This window comes from Prochlorococcus sp. MIT2304 (assembly GCF_059772405.1).
In genome coordinates, this window is sequence record NZ_CM186286.1 from 189,405 (window position 1) to 206,287 (window position 16,883).

Below are 16,883 nucleotides of genomic sequence, written 5' to 3' on the forward strand. Positions count from 1 at the left end.
ATTGTTATTTATTTGTTTTTAATAAATTAAATTAATTGGAGGCACCAAGATCCTCTAACTGTTTCCTTACGTCTGCAATAGCAGAATTTAGCTGCTCAACACGTTGTTCAAGCTGATCGTTACTTTGACTCCCCCCAGAATCTGATACTAATTCAGTTGCTTCTGATCCATCTTGAATCCTTGGTGCGTAAAGCATTGCTTTTTGCTTTCTTGTCTCATTTCTTTTCTCGGCTTCTGAAAGCAACCACCAAGCTAAACCTGCAGCACCAAGTACAGCCCCACTAATTAATGAAGCCAAACTTCCTGAATTTGAATCTCGGTATTGGCTCATAACTTAGAAAAACTTCGGAAAATGCTAGTTCGATGAGGTGACTCTGGTCTTGATACGTAATGATGGATCACCAATTCCAGGTGAGAGTTCACTTTCTGATATTAATTCAGGATCTATACAAGCACAATAAATATTTAAATCTTGAATATTTTCTCCTATTTCCTTGAGGCCTTTGTTAGATGCCAATGCTGTAATTACTCTTATTCTCCTTGAATCAATTTTTTTTTCTTTTAAACAATTTAAATCTTTAAGAAGATTTTTACCGGTTGTTATTTGGTCTATGAAAAAAATAATTCCTGCATTTTCTTCTATGTCTTTTGGAAGTCCTCCGATACACAAATTTGAATTAGGAATTAAATTTCTTGCACCTCTATGTAGCTCAAGCCCAGCTGGTAAATAAGGAATTGCCAAAATAGGTATGTTTGGATCAATAATTGAGCATTCAGTAGTTCCAGTTGAAGTGGTGACCTGTTCTTTTTTACTTGGAATCCAATCTCTTAGCGCTTCATATGTCAGCCAAGTGCCAAGTTGTTCTAATCCTGTTGCGTAAAGGATTTCCGGGGTAGTAGGGTTCCTTAAAATAGTTAACCAATGTGATATGAGTGGGTGTGGAGGGACTATTACTCTTAAGCTCATTGACATAATTCATTCTTGGCCTTATTTGCCATAACGTGAATAATTAAATTACCTGTTAAAAGACCTTTTTAGCTCCAATGAACAAAAAAACTTTTTTCATCTCTGATTTTAAAACAATTGTTTTTGCTGTATTACTTATCTTTATTTTGATGTTCCCTGCTCAAAGGGTGTTCGCTAGAACGCCTGCTGAGATTCGTAATCAAGAAGAACTCAATATTTCCCAGGATATGTCTGGTCAAGATTTAAGTGGAAATGATTTCGTGAAATTAGATCTGAAGGGCATAAATTTCAGTGGATCAAACCTCACAGGAGCAGTTTTTAATAATAGTAAATTGAATGGAGCAGATTTGCATGGTGCTCAGCTTAATGACGCATTGGCATATGCAACTGATTTTGAAGGTGCTGATTTAAGAGATGTCGATTTCAATGGTGCATTATTGATGGAAAGTACCTTCACCGATGCTCTTATTGAAGGAGCCGATTTTACCGATGCGGTGATAAGTCGAATACAACAAAAAGAACTTTGTTCCATGGCCTCTGGGAAAAATACAAAGACCGAGGAAGATACAACCTATAGTCTTGGTTGTTAACTTGTTGATCAAAATTAGTGATGGGTAATAGTCGTCTACCAGTGACCGTAGTTACTGGATTCTTAGGTTCAGGTAAAACAACACTTTTGAGACATCTTTTAAGCGAAGGACATCAACGTCTAGCTGTAATAGTTAATGAATTTGGAACAGTTGGCTTAGATGGAGACCTTCTTAAAAACTGTGGGCTATGCCCTGATAGTGAAGGAAATGAAAGAATAGTCGAGTTAAATAATGGCTGCTTATGTTGCACTGTTCAAGAAGATTTCCTACCTGCAATGGAAGCTTTGCTCCTTAGATCAGCTCAGCTTGATGGAATCATTATTGAAACCAGTGGCCTTGCTTTGCCACAGCCTTTGCTTAAAGCTCTAAATTGGCCTGCAATAAGAAATAAGGTTTTCATTAATGGAGTCGTAACTTTGGTTGATGGATATGCCCTCTCGAATGGAAGCCCAGTGAGTGATTTAACAAGTATTCATGAACAAATTACCAACGATAATAGTATTGATCATCTAACCCCAATAAATGAACTTTTTAGGGATCAATTGATATCTGCTGATCTCGTTCTGATTAGTAGGTCAGATTTGATTTCTGCTAAAGAATTTTCAACTGTTGAGGTTCAGGTGAAGAAACAAGGGAATTCGAGTACTAACATCCTGCCGTTATCTAATGGGAAAATTGAACCTTCAGTAATTCTTGGCCTTTGCAAAGAAAAAAACAATTTTTCTCCTCTAAATCAAAATAACCATAACCATAACCACAGCCATGACCATGTTGATGTGATCAGTGAGCATTTTAGATTTGAATTCCCAATTGAACTGGATGTGTTAAAAGAAATACTTGTAAATCTTGTCTCGAAATACCAAATTCTTCGTATAAAAGGGAGATTCTGGATAGAAGGGAAAGCTTTGCCTCTCCAGATTCAAATGGTTGGGTCTCGATTTGATTCGTGGTATGAGCGCGCAAATGATGATTCCTGGAAACCTTCGAAGGCTGGGCTTGAGTTAGTCTTTCTTAGTCTTAAAGGCGGAGTGAAAAAAGCTTTTGAAGACTCTTTTAGTTAGTCAGTTCAAATTATTATATTTATATTAAAAATAGGTTGTTTTTTTGTTTTTATCCGCGATTCTTTGTGGTGTAAGAGATAATTTCCTTACACCAATTTTTGAGTAGTTTCTAACCCGACTTGTTGTTGTGAGTAACGCCGTTTCCACTACCGAAACAAATAATGTTCAGCGTCTCTCAGATGCTTTCAACTATAAGAATTGCAATAAATGTGGCGGTAATGGTTACATGAAATCTAGTCCAAATTGTTATCACACTTGTTTGACATGTCTAGGCAAAGGACTAATAAGTGATCAAAAAGCAAATATCAATTAGAAATTTATCAAATATTACCTAGAATAATTTGGATCCCTCTTTCTTTGTTTAACCAATGAAAAAGGTAACTAAAAATTCCACTTATTTATAAAAGTGTCTTTATTTAAAGCAAGTGTTTTTGTTCATTTAAGACCTTCAGTTTTAGATCCTGCTGGAGAGGCTACTAGGTCAGCTACTAAGAGATTGGGAATAGAGGGGGTAACGCAGCTGAGAATTGGCAAATCTATTGAACTTGAGATCGAAGCTGAAAATAAGGAGGATGCTCGATCGAAGATTGAATTAATGAGTGATCGATTGCTTGCAAATCCCGTAATTGAGGATTGGAGGTTCGAATTTAAGGACGAAAAGAATGTAATCACTAATGAAAACAAATGAAAATCGGAATAATTGTTTTTCCTGGATCTAACTGCGACAGGGATGTTAGATGGGCTACTGAAGGTTGTCTTGGGATTTCTACAAGTTTTCTATGGCATGAAACTACTGATTTGAATGGTTATGACGCAATCGTTATCCCAGGGGGGTTTAGTTATGGTGACTATTTACGTTGTGGAGCCATAGCAAGATTTGCACCTGTTTTAAATTCTTTAATCTCTTTTGTTGATAAAGGAGGAAAAGTTCTTGGTATTTGTAATGGTTTTCAAATACTTACTGAACTTGGTCTCCTACAAGGAGCTTTGACAAGAAATAAAAATCTTCATTTTATTTGTGATAGAGCAAATCTATCTATTGAAAGTATAAAATCAACTTGGATGAAAAATTATAAAAAACATGATTCTATTTCACTACCTATCGCTCATGGAGAGGGTAGATATCAATGTAGCTCAGACGTTTTGAAAAAATTGCAGGATGATGATTCGGTGGCTCTTAGATACGCGAAAAATCCAAATGGATCAATCTATGATATTGCTGGAATTACAAATAAAAAGGGAAATGTTTTGGGGATGATGCCACATCCCGAAAGAGCTTGTGACGAGGCTTTAGGGAATATTGATGGTAAATCAATTCTTAGTACGCTTCTTTCTTAAACTTATAAATCAATGCATTAAAAAAGCTGCTATCACAACTAGTGATAGCAGCTTTTTATTAGCCTTTTGCTTAGTACTTGTATCCCGCTACAAATAGTTGTTCGTCAGAAGAAGGCTGAGAACCAGCAACATATAATCCTTTTGATGCCTCAGAGTTTGCTTGAGCTCTTGCAATAAGTGCTTTTTGTCCATCAGCAGTATTTGAGCCTTTCCATGCTTTTAGACATGAATGTTGTAAAGCACGACCATACGAGAATGAAACATTCCACTTAGCTTTTCTATCGATTTTATTCATCAGATTTAAATAAACTGATGCGGCTTCCTCGCTCAAGCCACCTGAAAGAAAAGTAATCCCAGGGACACTTGCTGGTACACAGCGTTCCATTGTGCGAATTGTCATTTCAGCAACTTGTTGTGGATCAGCTTTTGTTGAGCTGTCAGCACCTTGTACTGTCATGGATGGCTTTAGAAGAGTTCCTTCTAGAAGTACACCATTAACCTGGCAAGCCAAATAAACCTCTTTAATTACTTCTTCTTGAACTGCTGCTGTCTTTTCAATTGAATGTGAACCATCCATAAGGATTTCTGGTTCAATAATCGGGACCAATCCAGATTCTTGTACTGATCTAGCGTATCTTGCTAACCCCCAAGCATTTTCTCTTATAGAAAGTTTAGAAGGACAACCATCATCTGTAATTTGAAGCACTGCTCTCCACTTAGCAAATCTTGCACCTTGCTCGTAATAATCAGCAGCTCTTTCAACAAGGCCGTCTAAACCTGAACAAAAAGTTTCTACATCGTGTCCACCAGCTAATGGTCTTAGACCTTTGTCAACCTTGATTCCTGGGATTATTCCAAGCTTCTCAAGTTTTTTGACCATCGGCTCACCATCTGGATGGTTCTGGAAAAGAGTCTCTTCAAAAAGAATTGCTCCACTTATGAAGTTTCCAAGACCTTCTGTGGTGAAAAGCATACCTCTATATGCTTTTCTATTGTCCTCAGTGTTCTCAACACCTATAGAAGCAAGTCTTTTCCCTACTGTTTTGGTTGATTCGTCAACAGCAAGAATCCCTTTGCCTGGCTGGGCTATGGCACTTGCTGTTTTCTTTAGTTCTTCTGCGTAGTACGAGAGTGCCATTTATGCAACAAAAATTTCCTTAAGATTATTCCATATCAACGGCCCTTTTTGTGGCTTATTACACCTAAAAAATTGTTTTTTGTTTTTTAAGCGAATTTTTTTAATTGATTTCTAGCTTCATACCTATTGAGTTTGATTCTTGTACCTTGTCGCAAACTTTTTGGCTAGCTAATCCCTCAGCTAAGCCTGGGATAACAGGTGTACCGTCTTTTATGCTTTCAGCCCACCAGCTTTGTATTCTTGCTACTGGAGCAATTCGTCCATCAGTCCATGTTTTTGAAAAGGAGAGATCTGCATCTGGTTGAATATTTTTAAGAACTTCTCCTTTGGTTGAGTACCACAAACCAAATCCATGAACATAATCGTTCTGATTGTCGCTGCTAAGCACAAGAGTTCCATTACCACCATATATTTCTAGACTAAAACCCCTGCTTTTTTTTGTAACTGCAGAGAGATTTACTTGTACTGGAATCAAATTGTTATTAATACTTTTTATTTGTAGTTGAGAAATACTTACATCTTCACTTGTCACTTTCTTAGTGGTTTTTGATTGTGTACAAACTCTCTCTTTGATTGAAGTTGAATTTATTGCGCTCAAAGAATGAGTTGGACCAATTAGCCAATGAATCATGTCAAAAGCATGGGTACCTAAAGCGCCCAAGACCCCTCCACCAGAATCTTTATCTGAATACCAATTCCATGGCCTATCGGGGTTGGCTCTACTACTCATTAGCCAGTCTAGTTTTACAAAATAAGGTTCATCTAATTTCTTATCGTTAATTATTCGTTTTGCTTGCATGAACAGAGGAACCGCTCGATATTCATAATCGACAGCTATTTTTAAATTTCTTTGGAGAGAATTTCTTTGAAGCTCTTCTACCGCGTCAGAGTTTAAGCAAGTTGGCTTTTCCAGTAACAGGTGTTTTCCCTTCTTTATTGCATCTAGTGCCAGCTTGTATCTTGGGGCTGGTGGCGTGGCTATTATTATTCCATCTATTTCGGAATCATTGACAAGATCTTCCCAGGTCTCATAAGCACGAAGATTGTGCTTATTGCATGCTTCTTTAAGCCTTTCTGGCCGAGGATGCCACAACCCCACAAGCTCGATATTCTTATTAGACATTGAGGCAGGAATATGAACACTTTCACCGAAACCTAGTCCTGCAATAGCTATGCGGAGAGGATGATCTGAATTGATCATCCTTTTAAAAAATTAATGAGTTTAAACATTTTTGCAGCTATCTGAAATCACATCATCAAGTAGTTTATCCCCGTTGGGGTCTTCCCATTTTGCGGTTAATTTCTTTTTACCATTAACTGAAACATCTTTAAATTTATGAGTTAAACAATTGATGTTCATTACATAAATGTTATCTTCTATTTTCTCTGATGTAGAAGGGTCGATTTTTAGGTATTTTGTGGTTAATTCTATTATTCCTTTTCCTTTGATATGAATATTGTCTCTGTCTAAATATTGGACTCCTGCAGGCGTTTTACTAACTTCAACCCAATTAATATTTTCTGCATATACTAAATTTGTACTATTGAATAAAAATATTAATATTACAATGAAGATATTCAAGAGATAATATAGTTTATTTTTTATCCTTTGATTTCTTTTATGCATTAGTTCGTGATTTCACTTCTTGTGTCTTGTGTAATCGAAGTAACTTTGCCAAAGTTTCTTTAAGTTCTGTTCTAGGTACGATGGTATCTACGAAGCCATGATCTTGAAGATACTCTGCGGTTTGGAAATTATCAGGTAGTTTTTCTCTCAATGTTTGTTCAATTACTCTTCTCCCTGCAAATCCAATCAGTGCTTTTGGCTCAGCAAGGATTAAATCTCCAAGCATGGCAAAACTAGCAGTAACTCCCCCGGTGGTGGGATGGGTAAGTAAAGGCATATAGAGCAATTGAGCATCTCTATGTCTTTCTAGTGCTCCTGAAATCTTTGCCATTTGCATCAGGCTTAACATCCCTTCTTGCATTCGAGCACCACCAGATGCACAAACAATTAGTAATGGTAATTTTTCTTTGGTTGAATGTTCAATGAGCCGTGTAATTTTTTCTCCTACAACAGATCCCATTGAACCACCCATGAACCTAAAATCCATTACGGCTAATGCCATGGGAATAGAATCTACCTCGCATGTACCTGTGAGTACACCATCTTTGAGTCCAGTACTTGCTTGACTTTCTCTCAGTCTGTCTGCGTAAGCTCTTCGATCTTTAAACCCGAGAGGATCAACGGGTGTTATGTGATTATTGATTGATTTAAATGTGCTTGGATCAGTGATTAGTCTTATTCTCTCTTCGCTATCTATTCGATTGTGGTGATTGCAGTTGCTACAAACACTGCAATTATCTATTAAATCTTTTCTATAAACAACTTGTCCACATTCTGGACATTTTTCCCATAGTCCATCACTTTCTTCAGATTCCTGAGTTACTTTGCCAACAAATTGCCCTTTTCTTCTATCAGCAAACCAGTCGAATAATGACACAGCTATTTAGTGATTGAATTTAATTTAGTACCCTAAGTCCCATTAAAGGAATCAGAAAGTTTAAATCTTATCTATGATCCAAGAGCAAAATATCCCAATTGAGAGGAATGGTGCAAAAGGATACTGGTGTAATGGTTTAAATTTTTTTGTAAGTTTTCCACTCAAACTATATATAGCTGAGAGTAAGAATGAAATGCATAATGATAAAAAACTCAATTCAATACCAAGCCATATTGTACTAAAAGAAGAGAGTTTTATATCACCCATGCCTAATGAATTTACTCCAAAAATCTTATAACTTACACTACTGATAAAATACATAATTAGAAAGATAATAATCATTGATAAAGAATTATTTATTATTAGCCATTTAACATCTATCCCTTTATTTGATATGCCAATGCATAACAAATAAAGAATACCGTAGAAAATAAATAATTTTAATTTATTTTCACTTATTAGTAATGTATTTATGTCTTCTATAGATATAGAAGACAATAAATATAAAAGTATCAAAGTAAATAATATACTAATCAAAGTTATTTATTAGCTTTATCTATTATATTTTATTTGATTAGCTTGAATTAATTTGACTTATTATCCTGCAGCTTTTTTCTCTTCTATCATTTTATGAATAATAGGTGTAAGAATAAGTTCCATCGCAAATCCCATTTTCCCTCCGTTAACAACAATACTTGTGGGACTTGACATAAATGAATCGTGTATCATTCCTAATAAGTACTGGAAGTCAATTCCCCATTTTTCTCTTGAACCTTTTCTGAAATGAATAATTACAAAACTTTCGTCAGGTGTTGGAATATTTCTGCAAATAAATGGGTTTGAAGTATCAATTGTCGGAACTCTTTGGAAGTTAATATCTGTACGGCTAAATTGGGGACATATATGATTAATGTAATCAGGCATTCTTCTCAGAATCGTATCAACGATCGTCTCGGCTGAGTAACCCCTTTCTGCATTATCTCGGTGAATTTTTTGTATCCACTCTAAATTTGTAATTGGTACTACACCAACAAGTAAATCAGCAAATGATGCTACGTCATAATCTTTTCCTACAACGCCACCATGGAGACCCTCATAAAACAATAGATCTGTTCCTGTTGGAATGTCTTCCCAGGGAGTGAATTGGCCTGGATCTAATTTGGTTCCTAATCGAGTGTTATGTTCCTCTGCTTCTTCAGGACTATGCAAATAATATCTTTTCTGGCCCCCACCAGTTTTGCCGTATTGACTAAAGAGGTCTTCAAGTTTATCGAATAAATTTGCCTCTGGTCCAAAATGTGAAAAGTTTTCACCTCTTGAAAGTGCCTCAGACATTGCCTTCTTCATAGGCATTCTTTCGAAACGGTGATAACTATCTCCTTCAACAACTGCAGGAACAATCTTTTCGCGAGCAAAGATATGCTCAAAAGCTCTTTTAACTGTGCTTGTTCCTGCACCTGACGAACCAGTTACAGCCACTACTGGGTGAAGCTTTGACATCGACGCTTATGCATTGACTTTTTATTTTTACAGGTCGACTGACCATCAAAGGGAATCTATTTAAAGAGTTCTTAAATTTGTGAATTAATTATTTTAATTTTTTTGCTAAAAGTTCCCCCATTTGGGAACAACTAACCTGTTTCACTGTCTCAGTGCTCATCAAGTCGGAAGTTCTATAACCCTCATTCAGAAGCTCGTTAATTGCATTTTCTAAATAATTGCCTGCTTGTGTTTCATTAAAGGCAATTTTTAACATCATTGAAGCAGATAAAAGCATTGCTATTGGATTAGCTATGTCTTTCCCCGCTATGTCAGGAGCTGAACCATGAACAGGTTCAAAGACACCTGGACCATTAGTGGTTAACGACGCAGAGGGAAGCATGCCAATTGATCCAGTAAGCATGGCTGCAATGTCGCTAAGAATGTCTCCGAATAAATTGCTTGTAAGCATCACATCAAATTGGCTTGGATTTCTAACAAGTTGCATCGCAGCATTATCCACATATTGATGAGTTAGCTCTACTTCTTTGTGATTTTTAGATACCAATATTGTTTCATCTCTCCATAGCTGACTTACATCTAGAACATTAGCTTTATCGACTGAGCAAACTTTGTAATTTCTTTGTTTGGCCAATTTAAAAGCAATTTCTGCTATTCGATTGACCTCCTCTGAGGTGTAGGTCATCGTGTTAAATGCCCTTTCTCCTTTTTCTGTTTTTATCCTTCCTTTTGGTTCACCAAAGTAAATCCCGCTGGTAAGTTCTCTTACTACTACCAAATCAACTTCTTTAACAAACTCCTCTTTTAAGCTACTTGCTTTTGTTAAGGAGGGAATTATTTTTACTGGTCTTATATTTGCGAAAAGATCTAAAGAAGATCTGAGATTAAGTAAACCTGTCTCAGGTCTTTTCTCCCTGGGCAATTTGTCATACTTTGGGTCTCCTATAGCAGCTAACAAAATCGCATTAGAGTTTTTACATTCTTGAAGGGTTCTATCTGGAAAGGGCACACCCTCTGAACTTATAGCCGATCCACCAAAAGGCATTTCTTTGAATTTAAGCCCAAAACCAAATTTCCTTGAGACAAGGTCAAGGATTTTATGAGTGACGTTTGTTATCTCTGGACCAATTCCATCGCCTGGCAATAATGTTATTTTGTAAGACTTCATTTTTTCATTTTAATTAAAGGAAAAACTTACCTGGAGTTTTTTCGATCTAATTTACGAATGGTTTTTGCTATATCAGGTAGTTTTTTAAAATTAGCAGAACACCTTAGCCATAGTTTATTAGGAATAGCTGGGAATCCACTAACAACTTTTCCAGTCTCAATATCAGATACGATTCCTGTTTTTGAGCTGGCTATAACTCTATCTCCGATTTTGACTTTATTACCTACTCCTACTTGTCCAGCAAGAATTACTGCGTCTCCAATCTGAGCTCCTCCAGCAATACCTACTTGGGCAGCCATAGCACATCCCTTACCGGTTGATACTCCATGACCAATTTGAACTAGATTATCAATTTTTGTATCTTCACCAATTATGGTTTCTCCTACTGAAGGTCTATCAATTGTTGACCCACTACCAACTTCTACTTTGTTTCTTAAAACAACTATTCCCACTTGAGGCATTTTTTTCCATCCGTTTGATGTTTGCACGAATCCAAAACCTTCACCACCAATAACGGCATTAGCATTAATTACACATTCGTTTTCAATTTTAGATCCAGAATGAATAACACTGTTTGCGTGAATTAAATTCTTAGCACCAATGGTTACATTTTTATAGACAACCACGCCAGGATGAATGAAAGTCTCGTCCCCAATTTCTGTATTATCTCCAATGTAAGTATTAGCTCCGATTGAAACACCAACACCGATTTTTACATTCTCTCCGATGATTGCACTTTGATGTATGCCTTCATTTTTTATCTCAGAAGGATAAAGAAAGTCTAATGTTTCAGCAAAAGCAATCTTGGGCTCTTTAAGTATTATCCAATCAGCTGAAATCTTCTTTGCTATTTCAATTATATAAGTATCGTTTGCTGGTAGTAATAGAGCAGAGGCTTTTGATGTCTTGATGAGATTTCTCAGATTTATTGGACTATTGTTGTCTAGAAAACTGATTTCATTTTTCTCGGCTTTTTCTAAAGAAGCTGCAGTTAAAATAACTGGATTGTTTTGAACCTTAAAGTCAACCACACCGGATTGACCTTGCTTCAGATTTTCGACAATTTCCTTGAATTGCATGATTTAATTGGGGAGTGAAAGTTACTATTTTATTTGAGTTATTCACTGGTCAGAACCAGAACATCTCTGTGAATAACAAGGGGAGATCCTGTTGCTTTCGATTTAGATTTGATTCCTATTTTTATAGCATCGCTGCTCATTGAGCAAATCCCCTTAGCAATTTCTTCCCCTTTGGTGTTGATAACTTTTACAGGTTGATTAGAAATAAAATTCCCATTAACTTTTTTTACTCCAACTAGTAGTAGTGAAGCTCCTTTATTTTTGATGGCTTCACTTGCACCATCATCTAGATGAATTTCCCCTACTGGTTTGATCGCATGTGATAACCAACTTTTTCTGTTTCCTATTGGATTGGGATGAGGATGGAAAACAGTTCCTATTTTTTTTCCATTAAGTAATTCACCTAATGTTTTTGGATCTCTACCATCTGCTAATTGAACTTTTATACCGCTTTCAGTGGCTATCTTTGCAGCAGTTAGTTTGGTTTTTATTCCTCCGGTTCCCCAAGATGTTTGTACATTTGTTAGCTCTAATTTATTTAATTCAACTGAATTATTAATATCTTTAATGGGCTTGGCTTTGCTATTTGTTTTTGGATCAGAGGAGTAAAGATGATCGATATCAGTTAACAATATTAGTTGATCGGCAGATATCGCTGTTGCAACTAATGCAGATAAAGTGTCATTATCTCCATATTTTAATTCTTCATCTGAGGTAATATCATTTTCATTTACTATTGGTATGACATCCCATTCAATCAATCTTTTTAGTGTCTGCGAGGCAGATTTATAACTATTTCTTGAACCCAATTCTGACCTGGTTAATAGTATTTGTGCAACTTTATATCCAAGCCTACTCATGGCCTTTTCATACAAAGCCATTAAATGAAGTTGTCCTATTGCTGCAGAAGCTTGTAGAGAAATAATTTCTTTAGGTCTTAACTTGAAGTTCATTTTATGACATCCCAGACCTACAGCACCACTGGAGACTAAAATAATTTTATCCCCATTTTTTTGTGCTCTTGATATGTATGAACAATAATCATTAATGATGTCAAAAGTTGTATATTTATCGCCTCCTCTTAACAGGCTTGTGCCAATTTTTATCACCCAAGTTGTCATATCAAATCTCCACTTATAATTTTAGCCAAAAATCTTTCTATTGATTGAAATTTATTTTTCTCAATTTTTTTTCCATAGTAATCTACTGAATCTACTAATATTGTATACATTCCTAATCTGTTGCCTACCAAAATATCTGTAAAAACTCTATCTCCAATAATTGCTATTTTATCTGTTGAACAAGGAATTGTATCTAATATCTTCTTTAATTTTTTTTTACTTGGTTTTCCGCCTGAATGTGTGAATTCTAAATCTAATTGATCAGCAATTTTTTTTATTCTACTTCTAGAGGGGTTATTGCTGAATAAATAAGTATAAAAGAATTTCTTAGAGTTGATCACCCAATTTTGTATATCATTTGAGATTACTGGCTTTTTCCCAGAAGTTAATGTTCCATCTACATCAAGTATTAATGCTTTTACATTTTTCGATAACAATTCATTTATCGAAATCTTTGAAATTTTATCGTTTACTTTCCAATGGGGTTTAAGTAATTTTTGTATGTTTATTCTGATAATCCTCTCTCCTCAAGTTCAGCTTCAATTCCGGATTGTATCTTGTCAAACTCTTCGCCTTCAACAAGCTTTATTTCACCTTCTTCTAATTTCCCAACTATGAAGAAAGGATCAAGCGGTATGTATAGACCATACTCATTGTTTTCCACTCTAAAATTTACAAGAAGTTCATATGTCTCTGACTCATCATCAATGTCCTCTTCTTCAATTTCTTCAGGTTCTGGCTCATCTAGTTCGCCTGAGACTGTAAGTGTGATAGCTGAGCGAACAAGTCTAAGATCATGTTCTTGAAGGACAACATCAGCCACCTCTAGTATTGGTTCATTTTTTTCAATTGTCTCGATTAGCTTTGGATCTTGATCATCAATTAATTGAAACAGAGATACAGGAGTGTCTACAGGTGTTAACAGGGCATATTCATTACCTTCTAGAGGAACTACTTGTTCAAGAAAACATAAGAGATCCGAACCTTGAGAATCTTTAACTAAAAGTGTAGGTACTTCGTCGTTTTTATTTGTTGTTGACATAGGTGAGTTTTTATTAGTCAGTATCTAGTTTTATTTGATAGTGTTTTTTACATCATATTCAAAATTTAATTTGAGTCACCTAGATTAGGTCCCTCAATAAGCCATTGTTGTAAAAGTATAGCGGCAGCAGCACTGTCTATTTTCCCAGTCTTGTCTGATTTTATAGAGAATTTCTCTTTAGCCTCGACGGTTGAGCAATGTTCATTTACAAAAGCCACAGGAAGTTTTAGGCATTTCGATAATTTAATCCCATATTTTTTACATCGAAAAGATTGATTAGTCTCTTTGCCGTGCATATCAAGAGGATTACCAATAATGAGACCTTCAACTTTTCGGTCGGAGCATATCTTCGATAATTCTCTAAGATCTTCTTCAAAGCTTCTTCTGAAAATTGCAGGGAGATGAGTTATTGATATTCCAAGTGAATCACAACCCGCAACACCTATTCTTTTATTTCCAATATCAAGACTTAAAACCGAACAAGGATTTGGCTGAATCATTTGTTTTTTCCAATTTGAATGGTTGAGGGGAGTTCAGGTTGTTGTTGTAAATTTCCGACAAGACTATTTATTAGTTCATTTTCAAGGGACTTTAATTTGTATCCATTTTGTCTCTTCCATACACTTCTTCCAAGAAGGACTCGCTCTTCTTTTATTTCCCAATTGCTATTACTTAATATTTCAATTAACTTTTTATCTTCACTTGTTGTTTCTACATAACATTTATTTTTGCCAATCTTTATGTTATTAATTCTTTGTGGAATTGATTGATTGAGTCTTTCATCCCATGCCAAACCTCTAATCAATTCTAGTGTGTATTCATATTTAGGACAAATGGATGGTATTAATCCCGCAATAACATTATTTTCTTTAGACTTAATTACACCAGTTAAAATATTCCTTTTTTCGTAAATATCTTGCCATTGCCTATCAAATATTGAACGAAAGTTGATCGACTCTCTGGCTTGTTCAAGTCTCCATATTTGTTGACTATTCTCTTCTGTTAGTTTTTCCCAGATAAAATTATCTTTGGTTTCGTTTTTTTGGTGTTTTATACTTTCTTTTTTCTTCCAATAATTTATTATTCTTAAGGGCTGAAATCCCGATTGTCTTATTACTGATAAATTCTGATTGTCATTTGTATTTATAGAAATTAAAAAACTTTGTGTATTAATATTGCTTTCATAGAGAACTTTGCGTAGTAGATTTTGTAATAAATTATAACGGCTATATGATATTGATTCTCCGATAAAGTATGGTTCTGAAATAGACCAACATGTACCTCTTCTGTTGATTGGAGTAGCTAAAATATATGCAATTATATTGTTTCTTTCAACTGCAACAATGCATTTTGAATTTCTAGTTGGTATTAAATTTATGAGATTTGATTCTAATAAAGAAAACCATTTTTTGCACAATAGTATTTGAAATACACCGAGGTACTTAGAATTATTTTCTGCCTTAAGCATTGATAAATGCTTGAGCTGAAGTGGCTCGATTAATAAATCTGAAGGTAAAGCTTCATCTTTTTGCATTTAACTATTTTATTGGATTTTTAATTATCATGTGACTTCGAAACTATTTCATCTGTTCTGATCATTACTATTGGAGTTTGTTGGTTAGCATTGCCAGCTGGGTTGGATGTTAGTGCTTTTTTGATTATTTTTGTGTTTTCAATATTATTTGTTGATAAGATTTTAACTCTTCCTAGATCATTTACATCTACAACAGCCACATCTATGCATAATTCTTTTGAGGCTTCGATACAAAAGGTCTTTGTATCTTTAGGTCCTAAAACTATACTTTTATCATAGGGTGGTGTAGTACCAGTAATGTCATCAATCAATCTTGCTTGTTCACCTGCTAAACGATAAAACATACCTTTAGCGCCAAAAAGTTTTAAAATTCCTGCTATTAACCACGAAATTATTATCCGAGTTGGACTAGAAATATTTATTAGGGTTTGCATTCCGCATGCACTCGCTAAGCTGCTAGTTGGATGAAATCCTTTGCAAAGTAACCTTGAAAGCAGACTTGCCTTTACGTTCCTGTAGTCTATATATTTCCCTTGCATAATTGCTAAGGGTGATTCTCCTATTGTAAGAATATCTCTAGCTAGGTAATTTTTGGGTATATAGGATTTTAATATGCTAATAGGATCATCTAAGGTACCAAGAATATGAGTTTTAATTGGATAAACTAAATTACTATTAGAGGAAATTTCTTTATGTGAGTTTATATAATTAGGTAAGACGAAACCATCAAATTTTTTTAAAAAACCGAATGGTCCATAATTAACCCATTCAATATCGATCCATAAACATTTGAGATTATCTATTGCAGAATCCTCAATCTCAAATTCAACTTCAATTCTGATAAATGTTGATTTTTGACTTTTTATTATATATGCAGACCAGTAGTCATTTTTTTGCTCGTCTTCATCATCAGGGTGAAGAGGTGTGATATTTGTATTAATCTTTAGTATCTCGTTTTTTGATATACCTATTAACTGAGGATTAACTTTTAAAGAAGGAATCATAACCTCCATTCTTTTATGCAAATTCTTAATCTCAACCCAGGCAATATATTTCTGCGTAGAAGCTTGAATGATTCTTTTGAATTCTTTGGGCTTCAGAACTAAGGGCGAATTTTGTCTGAAATAATGATTTATTTCGATCAAAAGAAACGTTATTATTATGAGAAAAAGATAGTTTGATAACATTTTTTAAGAAAGATATTTGATAATTTAAATAAAAAAATTATTTCTCCTATTGCATTTTAGCTGCCTCTAGGACTGGTGTAACCATCTTTAGAAGGCTCGCTATTATATTCGTTAAAGCTTTTGACTGTTAGATCAAAATCAGGTTTCTTGAGACCTGTCCCTCTTGTTATTGCATTGTTAATGTCTTCGAACGAAACTTGCCCTTCTTCGTCTAAGAGAACATTACCTTTGCCATCAATAATCACAGTTTGAGGTATCTTCCCATGCCAGTAATAACCAGGATCCTTAAAAGTTTTTTGATCATCATTGTCTAATTCGTCAATTGATAGAGGAATTAAATCAACAGATGAACTCCACAATAATTTAATACCAGAGACTACTGGTGCATATTGTTTACTAACAGCACTATCGTCTAGATAGAAAACTAAAACACTGGTTCTTTCGTTCTTTAATGATTCTGATAATGTGCTTGCTGGTGGAACTAATGATCCGTTACCAGCATAAATTGGATATATATTTCCATCATAACTATCAGTATCTCTCGCAGAATATGCTGGATTTACAAATAGAAAAAAAAGTATTAGTAGTGAGTAGAGTACTCTTAAGAAAGTCAATGTAAAGTACTATTTATTTAATTCTAAAGTCTTAAAGCTA

Annotated in this window: 22 protein-coding genes; 5 read left to right on the forward strand and 17 right to left on the reverse strand. The window is 35.0% G+C overall.

Translation table 11 applies throughout. The features are described from left to right. Window positions 1–31: 31 nt before the first annotated feature. Window positions 32–331 (reverse strand): hypothetical protein, encoded by a 300-nt coding sequence (locus tag AC6EIY_RS00965; RefSeq protein WP_498507092.1) that lies wholly within the window; start codon window positions 329–331, stop codon window positions 32–34. Between the two features lie 24 nt (window positions 332–355). Then, window positions 356–973, reverse strand: a complete 618-nt coding sequence (locus tag AC6EIY_RS00970) for a uracil phosphoribosyltransferase (protein ID WP_498507093.1) — start codon at window positions 971–973, stop codon at window positions 356–358. 71 nt (window positions 974–1,044) lie between these two features. Here AC6EIY_RS00970 and AC6EIY_RS00975 point away from each other — a divergent pair, with 71 nt between their 5' ends. From AC6EIY_RS00975 to purQ, 5 genes are all read left to right on the forward strand, one after another. Beyond that, complete coding sequence (locus AC6EIY_RS00975) at window positions 1,045–1,557, forward strand: pentapeptide repeat-containing protein (RefSeq protein ID WP_498507094.1); 513 nt, start codon at window positions 1,045–1,047, stop codon at window positions 1,555–1,557. A 20-nt stretch (window positions 1,558–1,577) separates the two neighbouring features. After that, window positions 1,578–2,618 (forward strand): cobalamin biosynthesis protein CobW, encoded by a 1,041-nt coding sequence (gene cobW / locus AC6EIY_RS00980; RefSeq protein WP_498507096.1) that lies wholly within the window; start codon window positions 1,578–1,580, stop codon window positions 2,616–2,618. Window positions 2,619–2,745: 127 nt separating this feature from the next. Further along, window positions 2,746–2,931, forward strand: a complete 186-nt coding sequence (locus tag AC6EIY_RS00985; RefSeq protein ID WP_498507097.1) for a hypothetical protein — start codon at window positions 2,746–2,748, stop codon at window positions 2,929–2,931. Window positions 2,932–3,024: 93 nt separating this feature from the next. Continuing rightward, window positions 3,025–3,306, forward strand: coding sequence for a phosphoribosylformylglycinamidine synthase subunit PurS (gene purS, locus AC6EIY_RS00990; RefSeq protein WP_498507098.1), 282 nt, complete (start codon window positions 3,025–3,027; stop codon window positions 3,304–3,306). Next, window positions 3,303–3,956, forward strand: a complete 654-nt coding sequence (gene purQ / locus AC6EIY_RS00995; RefSeq protein WP_498507099.1) for a phosphoribosylformylglycinamidine synthase subunit PurQ — start codon at window positions 3,303–3,305, stop codon at window positions 3,954–3,956. The genes purS and purQ overlap by 4 nt, the downstream gene beginning before the upstream one ends. 70 nt (window positions 3,957–4,026) lie before the next feature. On the opposite strand, the gene AC6EIY_RS01000 is transcribed toward purQ, so the two are convergent. The 15 genes from AC6EIY_RS01000 to AC6EIY_RS01070 form a co-directional block, all read right to left on the reverse strand. Further along, window positions 4,027–5,094 (reverse strand): class I fructose-bisphosphate aldolase, encoded by a 1,068-nt coding sequence (locus AC6EIY_RS01000; protein WP_158466423.1) that lies wholly within the window; start codon window positions 5,092–5,094, stop codon window positions 4,027–4,029. Between the two features lie 100 nt (window positions 5,095–5,194). Continuing rightward, window positions 5,195–6,295 (reverse strand): Gfo/Idh/MocA family protein, encoded by a 1,101-nt coding sequence (locus AC6EIY_RS01005; RefSeq protein ID WP_498507100.1) that lies wholly within the window; start codon window positions 6,293–6,295, stop codon window positions 5,195–5,197. Between the two features lie 21 nt (window positions 6,296–6,316). Further along, window positions 6,317–6,676, reverse strand: coding sequence for a hypothetical protein (locus AC6EIY_RS01010; protein ID WP_498507101.1), 360 nt, complete (start codon window positions 6,674–6,676; stop codon window positions 6,317–6,319). A gap of 37 nt (window positions 6,677–6,713) precedes the next feature. Continuing rightward, a complete protein-coding gene (gene accD, locus AC6EIY_RS01015) occupies window positions 6,714–7,598 on the reverse strand; it encodes an acetyl-CoA carboxylase, carboxyltransferase subunit beta (RefSeq protein WP_498507102.1) in 885 nt (294 codons plus the stop codon). A 60-nt stretch (window positions 7,599–7,658) separates the two neighbouring features. After that, a complete protein-coding gene (locus tag AC6EIY_RS01020) occupies window positions 7,659–8,135 on the reverse strand; it encodes a prepilin peptidase (protein WP_498507103.1) in 477 nt (158 codons plus the stop codon). Window positions 8,136–8,195: 60 nt separating this feature from the next. Continuing rightward, the gene (locus AC6EIY_RS01025) at window positions 8,196–9,098 is read right to left on the reverse strand and encodes a phosphoribulokinase (RefSeq protein WP_269612712.1); all 903 of its coding nucleotides are present in this window, start codon (window positions 9,096–9,098) and stop codon (window positions 8,196–8,198) included. Window positions 9,099–9,186: 88 nt separating this feature from the next. Next, a complete protein-coding gene (leuB, locus tag AC6EIY_RS01030) occupies window positions 9,187–10,266 on the reverse strand; it encodes a 3-isopropylmalate dehydrogenase (protein ID WP_498507104.1) in 1,080 nt (359 codons plus the stop codon). A gap of 26 nt (window positions 10,267–10,292) precedes the next feature. Further along, complete coding sequence (lpxD, locus tag AC6EIY_RS01035; protein WP_498507105.1) at window positions 10,293–11,345, reverse strand: UDP-3-O-(3-hydroxymyristoyl)glucosamine N-acyltransferase; 1,053 nt, start codon at window positions 11,343–11,345, stop codon at window positions 10,293–10,295. Window positions 11,346–11,383: 38 nt separating this feature from the next. Then, window positions 11,384–12,466 carry a glutamate 5-kinase gene (gene proB / locus AC6EIY_RS01040; protein WP_498507106.1) on the reverse strand — a complete coding sequence of 361 codons (1,083 nt, stop codon included), beginning with the start codon at window positions 12,464–12,466 and terminating at the stop codon, window positions 11,384–11,386. Beyond that, window positions 12,463–12,984: a YqeG family HAD IIIA-type phosphatase gene (locus tag AC6EIY_RS01045; protein WP_498508132.1), complete on the reverse strand. Its 522-nt coding sequence runs from the start codon at window positions 12,982–12,984 to the stop codon at window positions 12,463–12,465. The genes proB and AC6EIY_RS01045 overlap by 4 nt, the downstream gene beginning before the upstream one ends. Further along, window positions 12,972–13,508 (reverse strand): DUF3727 domain-containing protein, encoded by a 537-nt coding sequence (locus AC6EIY_RS01050; RefSeq protein ID WP_498507107.1) that lies wholly within the window; start codon window positions 13,506–13,508, stop codon window positions 12,972–12,974. The genes AC6EIY_RS01045 and AC6EIY_RS01050 overlap by 13 nt, the downstream gene beginning before the upstream one ends. Before the next feature lie 65 nt (window positions 13,509–13,573). Further along, a complete protein-coding gene (gene ruvX, locus AC6EIY_RS01055) occupies window positions 13,574–14,008 on the reverse strand; it encodes a Holliday junction resolvase RuvX (RefSeq protein ID WP_498507108.1) in 435 nt (144 codons plus the stop codon). After that, window positions 14,005–15,042 carry a hypothetical protein gene (locus tag AC6EIY_RS01060; protein ID WP_498507109.1) on the reverse strand — a complete coding sequence of 346 codons (1,038 nt, stop codon included), beginning with the start codon at window positions 15,040–15,042 and terminating at the stop codon, window positions 14,005–14,007. Before AC6EIY_RS01060 ends, ruvX begins: the two co-directional genes overlap by 4 nt. A 20-nt stretch (window positions 15,043–15,062) precedes the next feature. Then, a complete protein-coding gene (locus AC6EIY_RS01065; RefSeq protein ID WP_498507110.1) occupies window positions 15,063–16,229 on the reverse strand; it encodes a hypothetical protein in 1,167 nt (388 codons plus the stop codon). A gap of 56 nt (window positions 16,230–16,285) precedes the next feature. Then, window positions 16,286–16,843 (reverse strand): thylakoid membrane photosystem I accumulation factor, encoded by a 558-nt coding sequence (locus AC6EIY_RS01070; protein WP_498507111.1) that lies wholly within the window; start codon window positions 16,841–16,843, stop codon window positions 16,286–16,288. Between the last annotated feature and the right edge of the window lie 40 nt (window positions 16,844–16,883).